We start from the raw sequence: 17,122 nt of genomic DNA, 5'->3' as shown, positions 1-17,122 counted from the left end.
CGACGCCCGCTCAATGATCAGCCCTCGTCGCCCATCCGCAACGCGGCGATAAACGCCTCCTGTGGAATCTGAACGCTGCCATATTCGCGCATCTTGAGCTTGCCCTTCTTCTGCTTGTCCAAGAGCTTGCGCTTGCGGGTTGCGTCACCGCCGTAGCATTTCGCGGTCACGTCCTTGCGCATCGCGCTGATCGTCTCGCGCGCGACCACCTTGCCGCCGATCGCCGCCTGGATCGGTATCTTGAACAGGTGACGCGGGATCAGCTCTTTCAACCGCTCACACATGCCGCGCCCGCGCGTTTCGGCGGTGCCGCGGTGAACGATCATCGAAAGCGCGTCGACCGGCTCCTCGTTGACGAGAATCGACATCTTGACGAGGTCGCCCTCGCGGTAGCCGATCTGGTGATAGTCGAAACTGGCATAGCCTTTCGACAGTGATTTCAGCCGGTCATAGAAATCGAACACCACCTCGTTGAGCGGCAGCTCGTACGTCGCCTGCGCGCGACCGCCGACGTAGGTCAGGTTGCGCTGGATGCCGCGGCGGTCCTGGCACAGCTTCAGGATCGAGCCGAGATATTCGTCGGGGACGTAGATCGTCGCCTCGATCCACGGCTCGCTGATCGTCGCGATCTTGTTGGGGTCGGGCATGTCCGCCGGATTGTGGAGCTCGACCCGGCCGCCGTTGTGCGTCAGCTCGATCTCGTACACCACGCTCGGTGCGGTCGTGATGAGGTCGAGGTCATATTCGCGCATCAACCGTTCCTGGATGATCTCCAGGTGAAGCAGGCCCAGGAAACCGCAGCGGAAACCGAAGCCGAGCGCGGCGGAAGTCTCCATCTCGAAGCTGAACGAGGCGTCGTTCAACCGCAGTTTGCTGATCGACTCGCGCAATTTCTCAAAGTCGTTGGCATCGAGCGGGAACAGCCCGCAGAACACGACCGGCTGTACTTCTTTGAAGCCCTCGAGCGGTTCGGCGGTCGGCTTCTTGCTGTCGGTCAGCGTGTCGCCGACGCGCGCCTGCGCCACGTCCTTGATCTGCGCGGTGATGAAGCCAATTTCACCCGGACCCAGATCGGTCAATTGTTCGATCTTGGGGCGAAAGCAGCCCACGCGGTCGACCAAATGCTGCGTTCCCGCCTGCATGAAGGTGACCTGCTGACCCTTCTTCAGTGTCCCGTCGATGACGCGGATCAGGATGACGACGCCGAGATACGGGTCGTACCACGAATCGACCAGCATCGCCTTCAGGGGTGCGTTCGCGTCGCCCTTTGGTGCCGGGATCTTGGTGACGACCGCTTCGAGGATGTCGGCGATCCCAATCCCCGACTTCGCGCTGGCGAGCACCGCGCCCGACGCATCGAGGCCGATCACGTCCTCGATCTCGGCACGGACCTTCTCGGGCTCGGCGGCGGGCAGGTCGATCTTGTTGATGACGGGCACGATCTCGTGGTCGTGCTCGATCGATTGATAGACGTTGGCGAGCGTCTGCGCCTCGACGCCCTGCGCCGCGTCGACCACCAGCAACGCGCCCTCGCAGGCCGCCAGGCTGCGCGACACTTCGTAGGCGAAATCGACGTGGCCGGGCGTGTCCATCAGGTTGAGCGTGTAGGTTTCGCCGTCCTGCGCCTTGTAGGCGAGCCGCACGGTCTGCGCCTTGATCGTGATCCCGCGCTCACGCTCGATGTCCATGTTGTCGAGCACCTGCTCGCTCATCTCGCGATCGGACAGCCCGCCGGTAGCCTGGATCAGCCGGTCGGCGAGCGTCGATTTGCCGTGATCGATATGCGCGATGATCGAGAAATTGCGGATGTGCGAAAGCGGGGTAGCCATGATCCGCGCGCGTTAGCAGGCGCAGCGCAAAAGCCAAAGCGTCACGAAACGACCGTCCCCGCGCCTGCGCGGGTTACGAAGGCGGCCAATCGCAGCCGGGCGTTGCGGCACGACTTGCGGCGTGTCACCGATCTGGGGGGAAACCGGCCGTTCAGCCCTTCGCGTCGTCGCCGTAATAAAGTTCGCCGATGCGGATTTCGTCGCGACCCTGGCTGACGCGGTGGGCGTTGCTGTCACGCAGCGAATAGACGCAGCCGCAATATTCCTGCTGATAGAAACGCTCGCGCTTCGAAATCTCGATCATCCGCGCCGCGCCGCCGCCCTTGCGCCAGTTGAACATCCAGTAATCGATCCCCGGATAATGCGACGCCGCGCGTTCGCCCGAACCGTTGATCTGGTTCATGTCCTTCCAGCGCGAAATGCCGAGCGACGAGGTGATGACCGGGAAGCCGTGCTCGTGCGCGTAAAGTGCAGTGCGCTCGAACCGCATGTCGAAGCACATCGTGCAGCGCGCGCCCCGCTCGGGCTCCCACTCCATCCCCTTCGCGCGCTTGAACCAGTTGACCGTGTCATAGTCGGCGTCGACGAACGGCACGCCGTGGTCCTCGGCGAAACGGATATTCTCCTCCTTGCGGAGGATATATTCCTCCTTCGGGTGGATGTTGGGATTGTAGAAGAAGATCGTGTAGTCGATCCCACTCGCGGTCATCGCCTCCATCACCTCGCCCGAACATGGCGCGCAGCAGGAGTGGAGCAGGACTTTCTTCTCGCCGTTCGGCGGTACGAGGACGGGGCGCTGAAACTCGCTCATGCCGCGCGCCTTATCCGATTTGCGCGATTGCGGAAACAGCCGCGCGACATTCGGCGAACGAAACGGGTACACCGCGGCGCACGCGGCCGCTATAGCGCATGCGTGACCGAGGCGCCCGTCCGCAAGATCATCCACGTCGACATGGACGCCTTTTACGCGTCGGTCGAACAGCGCGACGCGCCCGAATTGCGCGGGCGCCCGCTCGCGGTCGGCGGGTCAAGCGCGCGTGGTGTCGTCGCGGCAGCGAGCTACGAAGCACGGGTGTTCGGCGTTCGCTCGGCCATGCCCTCGTCGGTCGCGCGACGTCGCTGTCCCGAACTCCTGTTCGTCAAGCCGCGCTTCGAGGTTTACGCTGGGGTCAGCCGGCAGATCCACGCGATCTTCGCCGATTACACCGCCGAGATCGAGCCGCTGAGCCTGGACGAGGCCTATCTCGACGTGACGATCGATCGACGGGGGCTCGGTTCGGCGAAGGCAATCGCCGAGGAGATCCGCGCAAGAATCAAGCAGGTGACCGGGCTCACGGCCTCCGCCGGAGTTAGCTACAACAAGTTCATCGCCAAGCTCGCCTCTGACCAGAACAAGCCCGACGGATTGTGCGTGATCCCACCGGGCAAGGGTGCGGCGTTCGTCGCCAGCCTGCCGGTCAAACGCTTCCACGGCGTCGGCCCGGTTACCGCGGCGAAGATGGCGCGGCTGGGGATCGAGACGGGGGCGGACCTACGCGACCGCCCGATCGAATTTTTGCGTGCGCATTTCGGCAGCTACGCCGACTATCTCCACCGTGCGGCACGTGGCATCGACGAGCGGCCGGTGCGTTCGAGCCGCGAGAGCAAGTCGATCGGCGCCGAACGGACATTCGAAACCAATCTGTCCTCACCCGAAGATATCGACGCTGCGCTGGCGCATGTCGCCTCGGCAGCCTGGGCACGAGTCGAGCGCAAGCAGGCCCGCGGTCGCACCGTGACGCTCAAGCTTCGCGACAGCCAGTTCCACACCATCACGCGCGCGCGCTCGATCGGTGATCCGGTTGCGAGCGAGGCGGAAATGCTGGCGATCGGCCGCATGCTGATCGCACCCGAATTGCCGGTCGCGGGCGGGATCAGATTGCTGGGCCTGACGCTGTCGGGGATCGTACGCGCGCACGAGGAAGTGCAGCCGGGGTTGCCGCTGGTCGCAGCGCAATAGCCAAAGCTATTGCGCGCTTCGGCGATCAGCGCGGCCGGCGGCGCAACCGCGCCGACCGACGACGCGGGCTTTTCCCGCGGCGCTGTGGCCTAAGATGTTAGCCGATCGTCAGTTTAACAACACTTCGGACTGACGCGGTAAGGCGCGAGCTCTCTCAAACCGTCTCAAGCGTCACCGACCGCGCGTCACGATCCACCAGCAGCCTGACCTCGCCAACCGTCATCGCGAATCCCGCGCTGCTGTCCCAGTCCCCCTGCGTCATCTCGCCGCCATCGTGGCGATGCCAGCGCGCATCATGTCGCATTGCAGGATCGGATATCGCGGCCGCCGCGCGGCGCTGGCGCGAGAGGTCGGCGACGTAATCCTCGAGCTGCCGGTCACGGCCGTGCCAGTCGAGCCACGTCGTCGCATTGTCCTGCGCGTAGGCGTTGTTGTTGCCGCGCTGCGAGCGACCGAACTCGTCCCCCGCAGTCAGCATGATCGTGCCGCGACTGGCGAACAAGGTCGCGAGCAGCGCACGCTGGTCGGCGTGGCGCCGCTCGATGACCGAGGCATCGTCGCACGACCCTTCCGCACCGTTGTTCCACGACACCTCGTGCGCGTGGCCATCGCGGTTGTGCTCGCCATTGGCGTGATTGTGACGCTCGGCATAGGCGACCGTATCGGCAAGCGTGAAGCCGTCGTGCGCGGCGATGAAGTTGACGCTGCAGGTCGCGCGGTCGCCGAAGACCTCGCTCGACCCCGACAGGCGCGTGGCGAGCGTCCCGTTGCTTCCGTCGCCGCGCCAGAAACGCCGCACGTCGTCGCGAAAGCGGTCGTTCCATTCGAGCCAGTCGGGGGGGAAAGCGCCGAGCTGATAACCGCCGGGCCCGGTGTCCCACGGTTCGGCGATCAACACACGATCGGCGAGCAGCGGGTCGGCCGCGATATCGGCGAAGATCGGCGCATGTGTGTCGAAGCCGGGGCCTCGCGCCATGACAGTGGCGAGATCGAAGCGAAAGCCGTCGACGCCGCAGGTCGCGACGAAATGACGCATGCTGGCGAGCGTCAGGTCGCGTACCGCGGGGTTCGCGAAATCGAGCGTGTTGCCGGTGCCCGCATCGTTGATCAGCCTGCCCTCGCCGTCGCGCGCGTAGACGGCATCGTCGAGCCCGCGCAGCGACAGCGTCGGGCCGTGCTCGTCGCTCTCGCCGGTGTGATTGAACACGAGGTCGAGGATCACGCCGATGCCGTGCGCGCGCAGCGTCGCAACCGTGTCACGCAATTCGGCGACACCGCCGGGTGCGAGCCGCGGATCGAGCGCCATGGGTACGACCGGATTATAGCCCCACGCATTGCGCAATCCGAGCGGCGGCAGGTGCCGCTCGTCGATCCAGGCGACGATCGGCATCAGTTCGACCGCATCGACCCCGAGCTTCGTCAAATGTCCGATCACCGCGGGATGCGCGAGTGCGGCGATCGTACCGCGGATCACCTTGGGCACGTCAGGGTGCAGCATCGTAAAGCCGCGGACGTTGACCTCGTAGATCAGGCGACCATGGCGGAACACGGGCCGCAAGGGCGTGACCAGTGACGGCGCAGTCATCACGGCCTTGGGCACGAGCACCGCGGTATCGACACCACGCTCGCCCAGTCTCATATCGTACGAGAAGGCGCGGTCGAGCGTCGTGGCGTGGGGATCGACGAGCAGCTTGGCGACGTCGTGCGGTGGCGGACCCCCGGCGCGGTAGCCATAGCGGGTGCCCTCGCCAACGCCGGGCACGTCGGCACGCCAGATCGCGCCATCGCGGGCCATCGGAACCCGGCGCTCTGTCTCATCGTGGAACAGGCATAACCACACCGCCTCCGCCGTCGGCGCACGGACGGCGAAGCTGGTTCCGTCCGGCCCAACGCGCGCGCCGAGCTCAGGTGACGACATCGGGCTCGCCGCGACCAGTGTGCCGCTGGATCCCCGCGATGTCGTCCGCCGCCGCGATGATGTCGGCGAGCATGACGCCGGTGTCCGCGTCGAGGTCACCGCCCGCGGGCTCATAGCGTTCGAGGTAAACGCGCAGCGTCGCACCGCTGGTGCCGGTGCCCGACAGGCGAAACACGACGCGGCTGCCGCCCTCGAAAATAATTCGCACGCCCTGATTGGCGCTGGTCGAGCCATCGGCCGGATCGGTGTAAGCGAAATCGTCGGCCTGTGCGATCGTCAGCGTACCGATCCGCTTGCCCCGCAGGGTCGCGAGCTTACCCCGGAGCTCCTGCATCAGCGCGTCGGCGGCGGTGCTGTCGACACCCTCGTAATCGTGGCGGGCGTAGTAATTGCGCCCGAAGCGCGCCCAGTGATCGCGCGCGATCTGGTCGACTCTCTTGCCGGTCACGGCCAGGATGTTGAGCCACAGCAGCACCGCCCACAACCCGTCCTTCTCGCGGACGTGGTCGCTGCCTGTGCCCGCGCTCTCCTCGCCGCAGATTGTTGCCAATCCGGCGTCGAGCAGGTTGCCGAAGAACTTCCATCCCGTCGGCGTCTCGTAGGCGGGGATGCCCAATTCTGCCGCGACGCGGTCGGCCGCGGCGCTGGTCGGCATCGACCGCGCGATACCCTTCAGTCCGCCCGCGTAACCGGGGGCGAGGTGCGCGTTGGCGGCGAGCATCGCGAGGCTGTCCGACGGCGTCACGAACCGCCCGCGCCCGATGATCAGGTTGCGGTCGCCGTCGCCGTCCGAGGCGGCGCCGAAATCGGGCGCGCCTTCCGCCATCATCGTCTCATACAGGTCGCGCGCGTGGACGAGATTGGGGTCGGGATGGTGGCCACCGAAGTCCGGCAAGGGCGTACCGTTGCGCACCGTGCCGGGCGCGAAGCCCAATCTGCGCTCGAGGATCTCCGTCGCGTAGGGACCGGTCACCGCGCTCATCGCGTCGAACGCCATCGTCAGCCCGGCGGCGCGAATTGCGTCGAAATGGAACAGCGTCTCCATCAAATCAGCGTAATCGGCGACGGGATCGACCACCTCGACCGTCATGCCGCCGACGCTCACCGCGCCGGGCGTGTCGAGATCGATGTCGGCGGTGTCCTCGGCGTACCAGGTGTCGATCGCTTTGGTCCGCGCGTAGATCGCGTCGGTCACGCTCTCGGGTGCGGGCCCGCCGTTCGAGACGTTGTACTTGATGCCGAAATCCTCGTCGGGTCCGCCGGGATTGTGGCTGGCCGAGAGGATCAGCCCGCCGAGTGCGCCACGCTTGCGGATGAGGTGCGACGCCGCCGGAGTCGACAGGATACCGCCCTGCCCCACCACCACGCGCCCGAACCCCGCCGCCGCCGCCATGCGGATCGCGATCTGGATCACCTCGCGATTGAGGAAGCGCCCGTCGCCGCCGATCACCAGCGTCGCACCGGCGCGCTCGCGCTCGATCACGTCGAACACCGACTGGATGAAGTTCTCCGCGTAGCTCGGTTGCTGGAATACGCGTACCTTTTTGCGCAGTCCCGAGGTGCCGGGCTTTTGATCGGTAAAGGGGGTCGTTTGAACGGCGCGAATCATTGGTCGAGAAGCCCCCGGTAGAGCTGGGCGTAGCGCAATCCGCTACGGTCCCAGGAAAAATCGCTGCGCATTCCGCGCTTCTGGATCGTCGCCCAGGTCGCGCGGTCGGCGTAGAGGCGCACGGTGCGCGCGATCGCGGCGGTGAGCGTCTCGCGTGAGACGCCGGTGAATTGAATGCCGGTCGCGACGCCCGCCGCCAGCGCTGCCTCGTTCGCGTCGATGATCGTGTCGGCAAGGCCGCCGGTGCGCGCCACGACCGGCACGCAGCCGTAGGCGAGCCCGTAGAGCTGCGTCAGCCCGCACGGTTCGAAGCGCGACGGGATCAGGATTGCATCGCCGCCGCCCTGGAGCAGGTGCGACACGGGTTCGTCGTAGCCGATCATCACGCCGACGCGACCGGGGTGGCGATCGGCCGCGAGGCGGAACGCTTCCTCGAGCCCGGGGTCGCCGGAGCCGAGCATGGCGAGCCGCCCACCCATCGCGACGAGGTCGTCGACGCATTCGCCGAGTACATCCATCCCCTTCTGCCACGTCAGCCGGCTGACCACGGTGAAGATCGGGCCGTCGCCGGGTTCGAGCCCGAAGCGTACCTCGACCGAACGCTTGTTGGCGGCGCGCTTGCCCAGCGTCCGGTCAGTGTAGCGCGCCGGCAGCGCCGCATCCCTCGCCGGGTTCCAGATCGCAGGATCGATCCCGTTGACGATCCCTGACACATGTTCGCGCCGCGCGGCGACGAGCCCCTCGAGCCCCATGCCGAACTCCGGCGAGAGAATCTCCTTTGCATAAGATGGGCTGACGGTGGTGATCGCGTCGGCGAACTGCATCCCGCCTTTCAGGTAACCGACGCCGCCGAAGAACTCGATGCCGTCGACGGTGAACAGGTCATCGGGCAGCCCGAGCCACGGCAGGATGCCGGGGTCGAACCAGCCCGGGAACGCGATGTTGTGTATGGTGATGACCGACCGTGCGACCGTCTCGCCGGCGGGGGCGTGGCGCAGGTAGACGGGCGCGAGTGCCGCCTGCCAGTCGTGCGCGTGAACGATATCGAACGCTCGCGCCCTCACCGCCCCGGAACCGAGATCGGCCGCGGCGCGCGCGAGTGCGGCGAAGCGGCGCCAATTGTCGTGCCAATCCTTACCGCCCGGATCGGCGTAGATGTTGCCGTCGCGCGCGAACAATTCGGGCGCGTCGAGCACCAGCAGCGGATGCCCCTCGATCTCACCCGCGAGCAACCGCGCTGGCGTACCGAGCAGTGCGGGCCAGCGATGCACCGCCCGCACCTTGCCGATCGCGGCGGTGACCGCGGGATACCCCGGGATCAGCGTGGTCGCCTCCACGTCGTGTGCGGCAAGCGCGGCGGGCAACGCGCCGACCACGTCGGCGAGCCCCCCGGTCTTGATAAGCGGATACGCTTCGGACGCGACGGAGAGGACGCGGATCGTCATGCGCGCGTCAGCCCAGCCGATCGATCATCGGTTGCGTGATCAGGCAGATGCCCTTGTCGGTGCGGCGGAAACGATGCGCGTCGGCGACCGGGTCCTCACCCACTACCAGCCCGTCGGGGATGTGTACGCCGCGATCGATCACGACGCGGCTCAACCGCGATCCGCGCCCGATATGCGTGTAGGGCAGCACCACCGCTTCATCGAGGCACGAGTAGCTGTGCGCGCGAACCCCGGTCGATAGCAGCGAGCGGTGGATCGTCGAGCCGGAGACGATGCAGTCGCCCGCGATCAGGCTCGACACCGCCGACCCGCGCCGCCCGTCGATGTCATGGACGAACTTCGCCGGCGGGGTGATCTCCGAATAGGTCCACAGCGGCCAGCTGCGGTCGTAGAGGTCGAGCTGGGGCACGACATCGGTCAAGTCGATGTTCGCCTCCCAATAAGCGTCGACGGTGCCGACGTCGCGCCAATAAGCCGCAGGCTCCTCCGCGGTGCGGACGCAGCTGTCGCTGAAACGATGCGCGTGTGCGTGGCCATGCTTGACGAGATAGGGGATCAAATCCTTGCCGAAGTCGCGATGCGATCCCGGCGTATCGGCATCGCGGCGCAGCTCGTCGATCAGTAGCCGGGTCGAGAAGACATAGATGCCGAGGCTGGCGAGCGCGACGTCGGGCTGGCCGGGGATCGATGGCGGATCGGCGGGCTTCTCAACGAAGTCGATGATGCGGTCGTCGGCGTCGACGTGCATCACGCCGAAGCCCACGGCCTCCATCCGCGGCACCTCCATGCAGGCGACGGTCACGTCCGCACCGCTGTTGCAATGCTGCTGGAGCATCACCTCATAATCCATCTTGTAGATGTGGTCGCCTGCGAGGATGACCATGAACTCCGGCGCGTAACTCTCGATGATGTCGATGTTCTGGTAGACCGCGTCGGCGGTGCCTTCGTACCATTGGAACTCGCTGACCCGCTGCGACGCGGGGAGAATGTCGAAGCTTTCGTTGCGTTCGGGCCGCAGGAAGTTCCAGCCGCGCTGCAGGTGGCGGATCAGGCTGTGCGCCTTGTACTGCGTCGCGACCCCGATCCGGCGAATACCGGAATTGATCGCGTTCGACAGCGCGAAGTCGATGATCCGGCTCTTGCCACCGAAATAGACCGCGGGTTTGGCGCGCGTGTCGGTCAATTCCGCAAGACGACTGCCGCGGCCGCCCGCCAGAACATAGGCCATTGCGTCACGCGCCAGCGGATGGCTGCGTCGGTGTTCCCTCTCCGTCATTCAGCCTGTCCTTTCTTTTCGTTGCGCGGATGAGAAGGCTTACGTACGTTTGTTGTGCTCACCCGCGAAGAGGTGACGACCTTAGGAGCGAACACTGGAACAGGTGAATTCGGACGCCACGTCCCTCTACCCCGCCCCGCCGATTAAGGATCAAGATCAAGCGGCGTCGCCGATGACCGGCATGGCGATCGCGACGCTGATGTCGCTCGCGCTGTGGCTGCTGATGTTCGCGGCGTGGGAGACGTTCGGCTAAGCCCGAGCGACGCAGCGGCACGCTCATGCGACATATTCCAGCATGATCGTCGCGAGCGGAGGCAGCGTCACGTTGGCGCTGCCTCCGCTCGCGACCACGCCGCCTAGGTTGCCGAGCCCCGATCCCCAATAATCGTGCGCATCGGAATTGAGGATCTCCCGCCAGCGCCCATCATGCGGCAGCGGAACCGGATAGGGCATCCGCGCGACGGGCGTCATGTTGGCGATCACCGCGATCGTCGCCGCGCCGGGCGCCTTGCGCAACCAGACGAAGACGGAATTCTCCGCATCGTCGGGAACAGCCCACTCGAACCCTTCCGCCTCGCAGTCACGGGCGTGGAGCGCGGGCTTCGCGCGGTAGAGGCGGTTCAGATCACGCACCAGTTTGCGCATCCCGTCGTGCGCGGATGACTTGAGCAGGTGCCAATCGAGCGCGCGTTCCTCGCTCCACTCGCGACGCTGCGCAAACTCCTGCCCCATGAACAGCAGCTTCTTGCCGGGATAACCCCACATCATCGCGTAGTATGCGCGCAGATTGGCAAATTGCTGCCAATCGTCACCCGACATCTTGGTAAGTAACGAACCCTTGCCGTGAACGACCTCGTCGTGGCTTAGCGGCAGGACGAAGTTTTCGCTGAACGCATACATCAATCCGAAGGTCATTCCTTCGTGATGATGCTTCCGGTGCACAGGCTCGCGCGCCATATACTGGAGGGTGTCGTGCATCCAACCCATGTTCCACTTGAACCCGAACCCCAGGTTCTCGCGTCCGCCCTCGTCATAGGCGGGCTGGCTGACGCCTGGCCATGAAGTCGATTCCTCGGCGATCGTAAAGACGCCGGGATGCTCGGCGTAGACCGCGCGGTTGACGCCGCGAAGGAAGTCGACCGCCTCCCAATTCTCGCGACCGCCGGCCTGGTTGGGAATCCACTCGCCCGACTTGCGGCTGTAGTCGCGGTACAGCATCGAGGCGACCGCATCTACGCGTAATGCATCGACGTGGTAACGATCGGCCCAGAACAATGCGTTGTTGGTCAGGAACGACGCCACTTCGCGACGGCCGTAGTTGTAGATCGCGGTGTTCCAGTCGGGGTGGAAACCGAGCCGCGGATCCTCGTGCTCGTAGAGCGCGGTGCCGTCGAAACGCGCCAGGCCGTGCGCGTCGATCGGGAAGTGCGCCGGTACCCAGTCGAGGATCACGCCCAGCCCGGCGCGGTGCGCGCCGTCGACGAAGCGCGCGAACCCTTCGTGATCGCCGAAGCGCGCAGACGGCGCGTACAGCCCGGTCGCCTGATAACCCCAGCTGGGGTCATAAGGATATTCGCTGATCGGCATGAATTCGATGTGGGTGAAGCCCATCGATACGACGTAGGGGATCAGCCGGTCGGCGAGCGCGTCCCAGGTCAGGAACCAGCCGTGCTCGTCGCGCTCCCATGATCCGGCATGAACCTCGTAGATGCTGATCGGCACGCGGCGCGGATCGACCTTGCTCCATGCCGCACGGTGTGCGTCGTCACCCCAGACGTGCGCCGGGGCGGCGGTGGTGATGGAGGCAGTGGCGGGGCGCAGTTCGGCGGCGAAGGCGAACGGATCGGCCTTGAGCGGCTGCGTCAGCCCATCGGGCCCGACGATCTCGTACTTGTAGGCGCGGCCGGCACCCAGGTCGGGGACGAAGATTTCGCACACGCCGGCGTCGCCGCGACGCCGCATCGCGTGGCGCGCGCCGTTCCAATTGTTGAAGTCGCCGACGACCGACACGCGCCGCGCATTGGGTGCCCAGACCGCGAAGTGGATACCGCTCGCGCCCTCATGCTCGATCAGGTGCGCGCCGAGCTTGTCGTAGAGACGGCGGTGCGTGCCCTCGACCATCAGCAGGTCGTCGATTGGCCCCAGCACCGGTCCGAAGCTGTACGCGTCGCCGATCCACCAATCGCCCCCCGCCCCGCTGGCGCGGTAGCGCAGCGGCTGGGGGTCACCGGCGATCACCCCCTCGAACAGGCCGCGATCATCGACGCGCGCTAGTCCGCCAAGCGGCTCACCATCGAGCGAATGCGCGACCACCCGATCGGCACCGGGGATCCAGGTCCGCGCGAACGTGCCCTCGGGTCCGGCATGGGGGCCGAGCAGGGAAAAGGGATCGTCGTGCCGCCCCTCGAGCAGCGCAGCGATCGTCTCGCTCGGCGGGGTCACATCACGCCCCAGATGTCGCGGGCATATTCGGCGATGGTGCGGTCGGACGAGAACCAGCCCATGTTGGCGACGTTGAGCACGGCCGAGCGGCCCCAGGCATCACGGTCGCGCCAGCGCGCATCGACGTCGCGTTGGGCTGCGGCATAGGCATCGAAATCGCCCGCGACCATGAACCAGTCGTGGTCGTACAGCCCCTGCATCAGGTCTCGGTACCGGCCCGGATCGTCGGGCGAGAACACGCCGGAGGCGATCGCGTTGATCGCCTGCGACAGCTCGCGCGAGCCCTCGATCACGCTGCGCGGATCGTAGCCACCGGCGCGCTTCGCCGCGACCTCGTCGGCGGTCATGCCGAAGATCACGATATTGTCCGCGCCGACATGGTCCCTGATCTCGACGTTCGCGCCGTCGAGCGTGCCGATCGTCAGCGCGCCGTTCAGCGCGAACTTCATGTTGCCGGTGCCCGATGCCTCCATGCCGGCGGTCGAGATCTGTTCGGACAGGTCGGCGGCGGGGACCATCCGCTCGGCCAGGCTGACGTTGTAGTTGGGCACGAACGCGACCTTCAGCAGCCCGCCGATCGCAGGGTCGACATTGATGCGCCGCGCGACGTCGTTCGCCAGTTTGATGACGAGCTTGGCGTTATGGTAGCTCGACGCCGCTTTCCCTGCGAACAGCTTGACGCGCGGGGTCCAGTCGCGGTCGGGATGGCTGCGGATCTGGTCGTAGAGCGCGACCGTCTCGATCAGGTTGAGCAGCTGCCGCTTGTACTCGTGGATGCGCTTGATCTGCACGTCGAAGATCGCGTCGGGATCGAGGCGAAGCCCCATGTCGGTGCGCAGATGCTGCGCGAGCGCCGCCTTGTTGGTGCGCTTGACCGCGGCGAAGCGGTCACGGAATGCGGCGTCGTCGGCGAACGGCGCGAGTGCGGACAAGGCGGTCGCGTCATCGAGGAAGCGATCGCCGATGGCGTCGCGGATCAGCGCGGTGAGCGCCGGATTACACTCCTGCAACCAGCGCCTGGGCGTGATGCCGTTCGTCTTGTTGTTGATCCGCTTCGGGTAAAGCCGGTGGAGGTCGGCGAATACCGTCTGCTTCATCAGATCGGTGTGGAGCGCGGCCACGCCGTTGACGCTGTGGGATCCGGCGAAGGCAAGGTTCGCCATCCGCACGCGCCGCTCGCCACCCTCGTCGATCAGACTGATCGCCGCGATCGCGCGGTCGTCGATACCGTCGGTCGCGCGCGCCTCGCGGAGCAGCTTGGCGTTGATCGCGTAGACGAGCTGCATGTGGCGCGGCAGCATCCGCTCGAACAGCGGCAGCGGCCAGCTCTCGAGCGCTTCGGGCAGCAACGTGTGATTGGTATAGCCGAAGGTGGCGCGGGTCACGTCCCACGCCTCGTCGAAGGTCAGCTCGTGATGGTCGATCAGCAATCGCATCAGCTCGGCGACCGACACCGCGGGGTGCGTATCGTTGAGCTGGATCGCGGCCTTGTCGGGTAGTGTGCGGACGTCGCCGAAATACTGGACGTGTCGCCGGACGATGTCCTGGATCGAGGCGGAGGAGAAGAAATATTCCTGCCGGAGCCTGAGCTCCTGCCCCGCCGCGGTGCTGTCATTGGGGTAGAGGACACGGGTCAGCGTCTCGGCGCGGAGTTGATCGGCGAGCGCGGCCTGGAAATCGCCGGCGTTGAAGGCGTCGAGCTTGATCGGGTCGAAGGCACGTGCAGTCCACAACCGAAGCGTGTTGACGCGCCGGCCGCGCCAGCCGACCATCGGCGTGTCGACCGCGACCGCCTCGACCGCTTCGGCCGGGTGCCAGTGGACCGCGCCCTGCTCGTTCCCCGTCACCTCGCCGCCGAAGCCGATGAAATAGGCGCTCTCTCGGCGCTCGAACTCCCACGGATTGCCGTGGGCGAGCCAGGTTTCGGGCAGCTCCATCTGCCAGCCGTTGTCGATCCGCTGGCGGAACATGCCGTTGACGTAGCGGATGCCGTATCCGTAGGCGGGCAGATCGAGCGTCGCCATACTTTCCATGAAACAGGCGGCGAGTCGGCCGAGGCCACCGTTGCCGAGCGCCGCGTCGGGTTCGATCTCCTCTAGATCGGCGAGGCCGACGCCGAGTTCGGCGAGCGCGGCGGCGACCTCGTCGGTCTTGAGCAGGTTCGACAGCGTGTCGCGCAGCAGGCGACCAATCAGGAATTCGAGGCTGAGGTAATAAACCCGCTTGGCCCCCGCGGCGTGCGCGGCGCGGGTCGAATCCATCCAGCGTTCGATGATGTCGTTGCGGACGGTCAGGATCGTCGCCGCGAGCCAGTCGTGCGGTCGCGCAGCATGCTCGTCCTTGCCGATACGATGGACGAGCGTGTCGAGGATGGCGGTGGCCAAGGACCCGCGCGCAGTGGACGGCGCGGCGACGACGGTTGAAGCGTTCAAGCAGGACCCCCGATTAGTGCTTGAGACAGGATTAGGAGGGACAACGCCCTCTTGTCACGTCCGGTCGCACCAGTCGGAGGGAAAAACCCTTACACGGTGAAGCTCTCGCCGCAGCCGCACGCGCCCTTGGCATTGGGATTGTTGAACACGAAGCCCGCGGTGAAATCGTCCTCGACCCAGTCCATCGTCGAGCCGATCAGGTACAGGATCGATCCGCCATCGACCCAGAGCGTGCCGCCGGGGGTCTCGATCTTCTCGTCGAACGGCTTCGCCTCGGTGACGTAGTCGACCGAATAGGCGAGACCGGAACATCCGCGGCGCGGGGTCGACAGTTTGACCCCGATCGCGTCCACAGGCGCGCGCGCCATCAGCGACGCGATCCGTGCCTCGGCCGTCGGGGTGAGATTGAGCGCGGCGGGACGCGCGCGCGTCTTTAGGTCGGTCATCGCGGAGCCCTCACAACATACCGAGTTCGAGCTTGGCATCGTCCGACATCTTCTGCGGATCCCACGGCGGATCCCAGACGAGATTGACGTCGGCGAACGCGATGCCGGGGACGGCGGCGACGCGCATCTCGACCTCGGCAGGCATCGATTCGGCGACCGGGCAATGCGGGGTGGTGAGCGTCATGGTGACGATCGCCTGCCCCTCGTCGGTCACCTCGACGCCGTAGATCAACCCGAGGTCGTAGATGTTGACCGGGATTTCGGGGTCGAAAATGTCCTTGAGCGCGTCGATCACGGCTTCGTAGAGCGCGCCGCCGGGCTCGCCGGGCTTGTCGCCCGCGGGCTTTTGCTGGAGGAAGCCGGTCAGGTAATCGCGCTCGCGCGGTTCCTTCGCGTCCTCGACGCGTGCGCGCGGCGGGGCTGCAACCGCGTCGACCTCTTCCACTTCGATCCGATCGGGATCGCTCATCCAAAAATCCTCTTCACCCGTTCCATGCCGGCGACCAATGCCTCGACGTCCCCGGGACCGTTGTAGACACCGAAGCTGACCCGCGCGGTGGCATCGACGCCCAGGCTCGCCATCAGCGGCTGCGCGCAGTGATGCCCGGCGCGGATCGCGACCCGGCTCTCGTCCAAGATGGTGCCGATGTCGTGCGGATGCACCCCCTCCATCGCGAAGGAGACGATGCCCGCGGAATCGGCGGGGCCGAACACGCGAACCGAATTGAGGTGCGACAGCGCGGCACGCGTGTCGGCGACCAGCGCCGCCTCATGCGCGTGAATGCGGTCGAGCCCGATCGCCGACACGTAATCGATCGCGGCGTGCAGGCCGAGCGCGCCGACGATGTGCGGCGTGCCCGCCTCGAAGCGGGTCGGCGCAGGTGCGTAGGTCGAGCGCTCGAACGAGACGCGGTCGATCATCGAGCCGCCACCCTGGTACGGCGGCATCTGGTTCAGCAGATCACCCCTGCCCCACAGCACGCCGATGCCGGTAGGACCGTAGAGCTTGTGGCCCGAAAAGACGTAGAAGTCGCAGCCGATCGCGGCGACGTCGACCGCCATACGCGGCACCGACTGGCAGCCGTCGATCAGGATCTTGGCACCCACCGAATGCGCGATCTCGCTTGCGCGAACGGCATCGAGGACGGAACCGAGCACGTTCGAGACGTGCGCGAGCGCGACGAACTTGTGCGCCGGCGTGATCATCGCCGCCATCGCGTCGAGGTCGATGCGGTGATCCTCGGTCAGCGGGATCACATCAATCGCGGCACCGACGCGCTCGGCCGCGATCTGCCACGGCACGATGTTGCTGTGGTGTTCGAGCTGCGACAGCAGGATGCGGTCGCCCGCCTTCAACTGCTGAGAAACCCAGGAATGCGCGACGAGGTTGATCCCCTCGGTCGCGCCGCGAACGAAGACGATCTCCTCGGACTTGCCACCGATGAAGGAGGCGACGCGGTCGCGCGCGGCCTCGTAGGCGAGCGTCATGTCGGCGCTGCGCTGATACACGCCGCGGTGGACCGTCGCGTAGGTCTCGCCGTAGCCGCGGGTGATCGCGTCGATCACCGCCTGTGGTTTTTGCGACGTGGCGGCGGTGTCGAGATAGGCCCAGCCATCGGGGATCGCGGGGAAGTCGGCGACCGTGTCGAGCGGGCGTTCCTGGGTGATCGTGGTCATGCCGGCACCTGCTGGAAAGTCACTAAGGTCGCACCCCTACGCATGTGCG

13 protein-coding genes are annotated in these 17,122 nt (G+C 66.1%); 2 read left to right on the top strand and 11 right to left on the bottom strand.

The features are described 5' to 3' along the window. Window positions 1–17: 17 nt before the first annotated feature. Together lepA and KZ810_RS03830 are read right to left on the bottom strand one after the other, a co-directional pair. The gene (gene lepA / locus KZ810_RS03835) at window positions 18–1,829 is read right to left on the bottom strand and encodes a translation elongation factor 4 (protein ID WP_219767634.1); all 1,812 of its coding nucleotides are present in this window, start codon (window positions 1,827–1,829) and stop codon (window positions 18–20) included. A gap of 151 nt (window positions 1,830–1,980) precedes the next feature. Next, complete coding sequence (locus KZ810_RS03830) at window positions 1,981–2,640, bottom strand: epoxyqueuosine reductase QueH (RefSeq protein ID WP_219767633.1); 660 nt, start codon at window positions 2,638–2,640, stop codon at window positions 1,981–1,983. Between the two features lie 102 nt (window positions 2,641–2,742). Between KZ810_RS03830 and dinB the strand changes: the two genes are divergently transcribed. Beyond that, a complete protein-coding gene (gene dinB / locus KZ810_RS03825) occupies window positions 2,743–3,828 on the top strand; it encodes a DNA polymerase IV (protein WP_219767632.1) in 1,086 nt (361 codons plus the stop codon). Window positions 3,829–3,982: 154 nt separating this feature from the next. On the opposite strand, the gene glgX is transcribed toward dinB, so the two are convergent. Genes glgX through glgC form a run of 4 tightly spaced genes read right to left on the bottom strand, consistent with a single transcriptional unit; the run spans window position 3,983 to window position 10,076 of the window. Beyond that, complete coding sequence (gene glgX, locus KZ810_RS03820; RefSeq protein WP_219767631.1) at window positions 3,983–5,746, bottom strand: glycogen debranching protein GlgX; 1,764 nt, start codon at window positions 5,744–5,746, stop codon at window positions 3,983–3,985. Continuing rightward, the gene (locus KZ810_RS03815) at window positions 5,733–7,355 is read right to left on the bottom strand and encodes an alpha-D-glucose phosphate-specific phosphoglucomutase (protein WP_219767630.1); all 1,623 of its coding nucleotides are present in this window, start codon (window positions 7,353–7,355) and stop codon (window positions 5,733–5,735) included. The genes glgX and KZ810_RS03815 overlap by 14 nt, the downstream gene beginning before the upstream one ends. After that, on the bottom strand, window positions 7,352–8,800 hold the full coding sequence (glgA, locus tag KZ810_RS03810) for a glycogen synthase GlgA (RefSeq protein ID WP_219767629.1): 1,449 nt from the start codon (window positions 8,798–8,800) through the stop codon (window positions 7,352–7,354). Before glgA ends, KZ810_RS03815 begins: the two co-directional genes overlap by 4 nt. Window positions 8,801–8,807: 7 nt before the next feature. Then, a complete protein-coding gene (gene glgC, locus KZ810_RS03805) occupies window positions 8,808–10,076 on the bottom strand; it encodes a glucose-1-phosphate adenylyltransferase (protein ID WP_219767628.1) in 1,269 nt (422 codons plus the stop codon). A gap of 103 nt (window positions 10,077–10,179) precedes the next feature. On the opposite strand from glgC, the gene KZ810_RS03800 reads away from it, so the two are divergent. Then, a complete protein-coding gene (locus KZ810_RS03800; RefSeq protein ID WP_219767627.1) occupies window positions 10,180–10,329 on the top strand; it encodes a hypothetical protein in 150 nt (49 codons plus the stop codon). A 23-nt stretch (window positions 10,330–10,352) separates the two neighbouring features. On the opposite strand, the gene glgB is transcribed toward KZ810_RS03800, so the two are convergent. From glgB to KZ810_RS03775, 5 genes are all read right to left on the bottom strand, one after another. Beyond that, window positions 10,353–12,518 (bottom strand): 1,4-alpha-glucan branching protein GlgB, encoded by a 2,166-nt coding sequence (gene glgB, locus KZ810_RS03795; protein ID WP_219767626.1) that lies wholly within the window; start codon window positions 12,516–12,518, stop codon window positions 10,353–10,355. After that, window positions 12,515–14,902 carry a glycogen/starch/alpha-glucan phosphorylase gene (locus KZ810_RS03790; protein ID WP_258044330.1) on the bottom strand — a complete coding sequence of 796 codons (2,388 nt, stop codon included), beginning with the start codon at window positions 14,900–14,902 and terminating at the stop codon, window positions 12,515–12,517. The genes glgB and KZ810_RS03790 overlap by 4 nt, the downstream gene beginning before the upstream one ends. 137 nt (window positions 14,903–15,039) lie before the next feature. Then, entirely contained in the window at window positions 15,040–15,396 is a 357-nt protein-coding gene (locus KZ810_RS03785) for a HesB/IscA family protein (protein WP_219767624.1), read from the bottom strand. A 10-nt stretch (window positions 15,397–15,406) separates the two neighbouring features. Further along, window positions 15,407–15,865 carry an SUF system Fe-S cluster assembly protein gene (locus KZ810_RS03780; RefSeq protein WP_219767623.1) on the bottom strand — a complete coding sequence of 153 codons (459 nt, stop codon included), beginning with the start codon at window positions 15,863–15,865 and terminating at the stop codon, window positions 15,407–15,409. Next, window positions 15,862–17,073: a cysteine desulfurase gene (locus KZ810_RS03775; protein WP_219767622.1), complete on the bottom strand. Its 1,212-nt coding sequence runs from the start codon at window positions 17,071–17,073 to the stop codon at window positions 15,862–15,864. The genes KZ810_RS03780 and KZ810_RS03775 overlap by 4 nt, the downstream gene beginning before the upstream one ends. Between the last annotated feature and the right edge of the window lie 49 nt (window positions 17,074–17,122).

Origin of the sequence: Sphingomonas citricola (assembly GCF_019429535.1) — a bacterium.
GTDB classification, from domain to species: domain Bacteria; phylum Pseudomonadota; class Alphaproteobacteria; order Sphingomonadales; family Sphingomonadaceae; genus Sphingomonas; species Sphingomonas citricola.
Note: the sequence above shows the minus strand (reverse complement) of the source record. Positions and strands in the feature narration are given on the sequence as shown.

Coding starts and splice junctions, on each gene's coding strand:
- glgA (WP_219767629.1), bottom strand. CDS start 8,800: ATGACGATCCGCGTCCTCTCCGTCGCGTCCGAAGCGTATCCGCTTATC.
- KZ810_RS03830 (WP_219767633.1), bottom strand. CDS start 2,640: ATGAGCGAGTTTCAGCGCCCCGTCCTCGTACCGCCGAACGGCGAGAAG.
- glgC (WP_219767628.1), bottom strand. CDS start 10,076: ATGACGGAGAGGGAACACCGACGCAGCCATCCGCTGGCGCGTGACGCA.
- lepA (WP_219767634.1), bottom strand. CDS start 1,829: ATGGCTACCCCGCTTTCGCACATCCGCAATTTCTCGATCATCGCGCAT.
- glgX (WP_219767631.1), bottom strand. CDS start 5,746: ATGTCGTCACCTGAGCTCGGCGCGCGCGTTGGGCCGGACGGAACCAGC.
- KZ810_RS03815 (WP_219767630.1), bottom strand. CDS start 7,355: ATGATTCGCGCCGTTCAAACGACCCCCTTTACCGATCAAAAGCCCGGC.
- KZ810_RS03775 (WP_219767622.1), bottom strand. CDS start 17,073: ATGACCACGATCACCCAGGAACGCCCGCTCGACACGGTCGCCGACTTC.
- KZ810_RS03785 (WP_219767624.1), bottom strand. CDS start 15,396: ATGACCGACCTAAAGACGCGCGCGCGTCCCGCCGCGCTCAATCTCACC.
- KZ810_RS03780 (WP_219767623.1), bottom strand. CDS start 15,865: ATGAGCGATCCCGATCGGATCGAAGTGGAAGAGGTCGACGCGGTTGCA.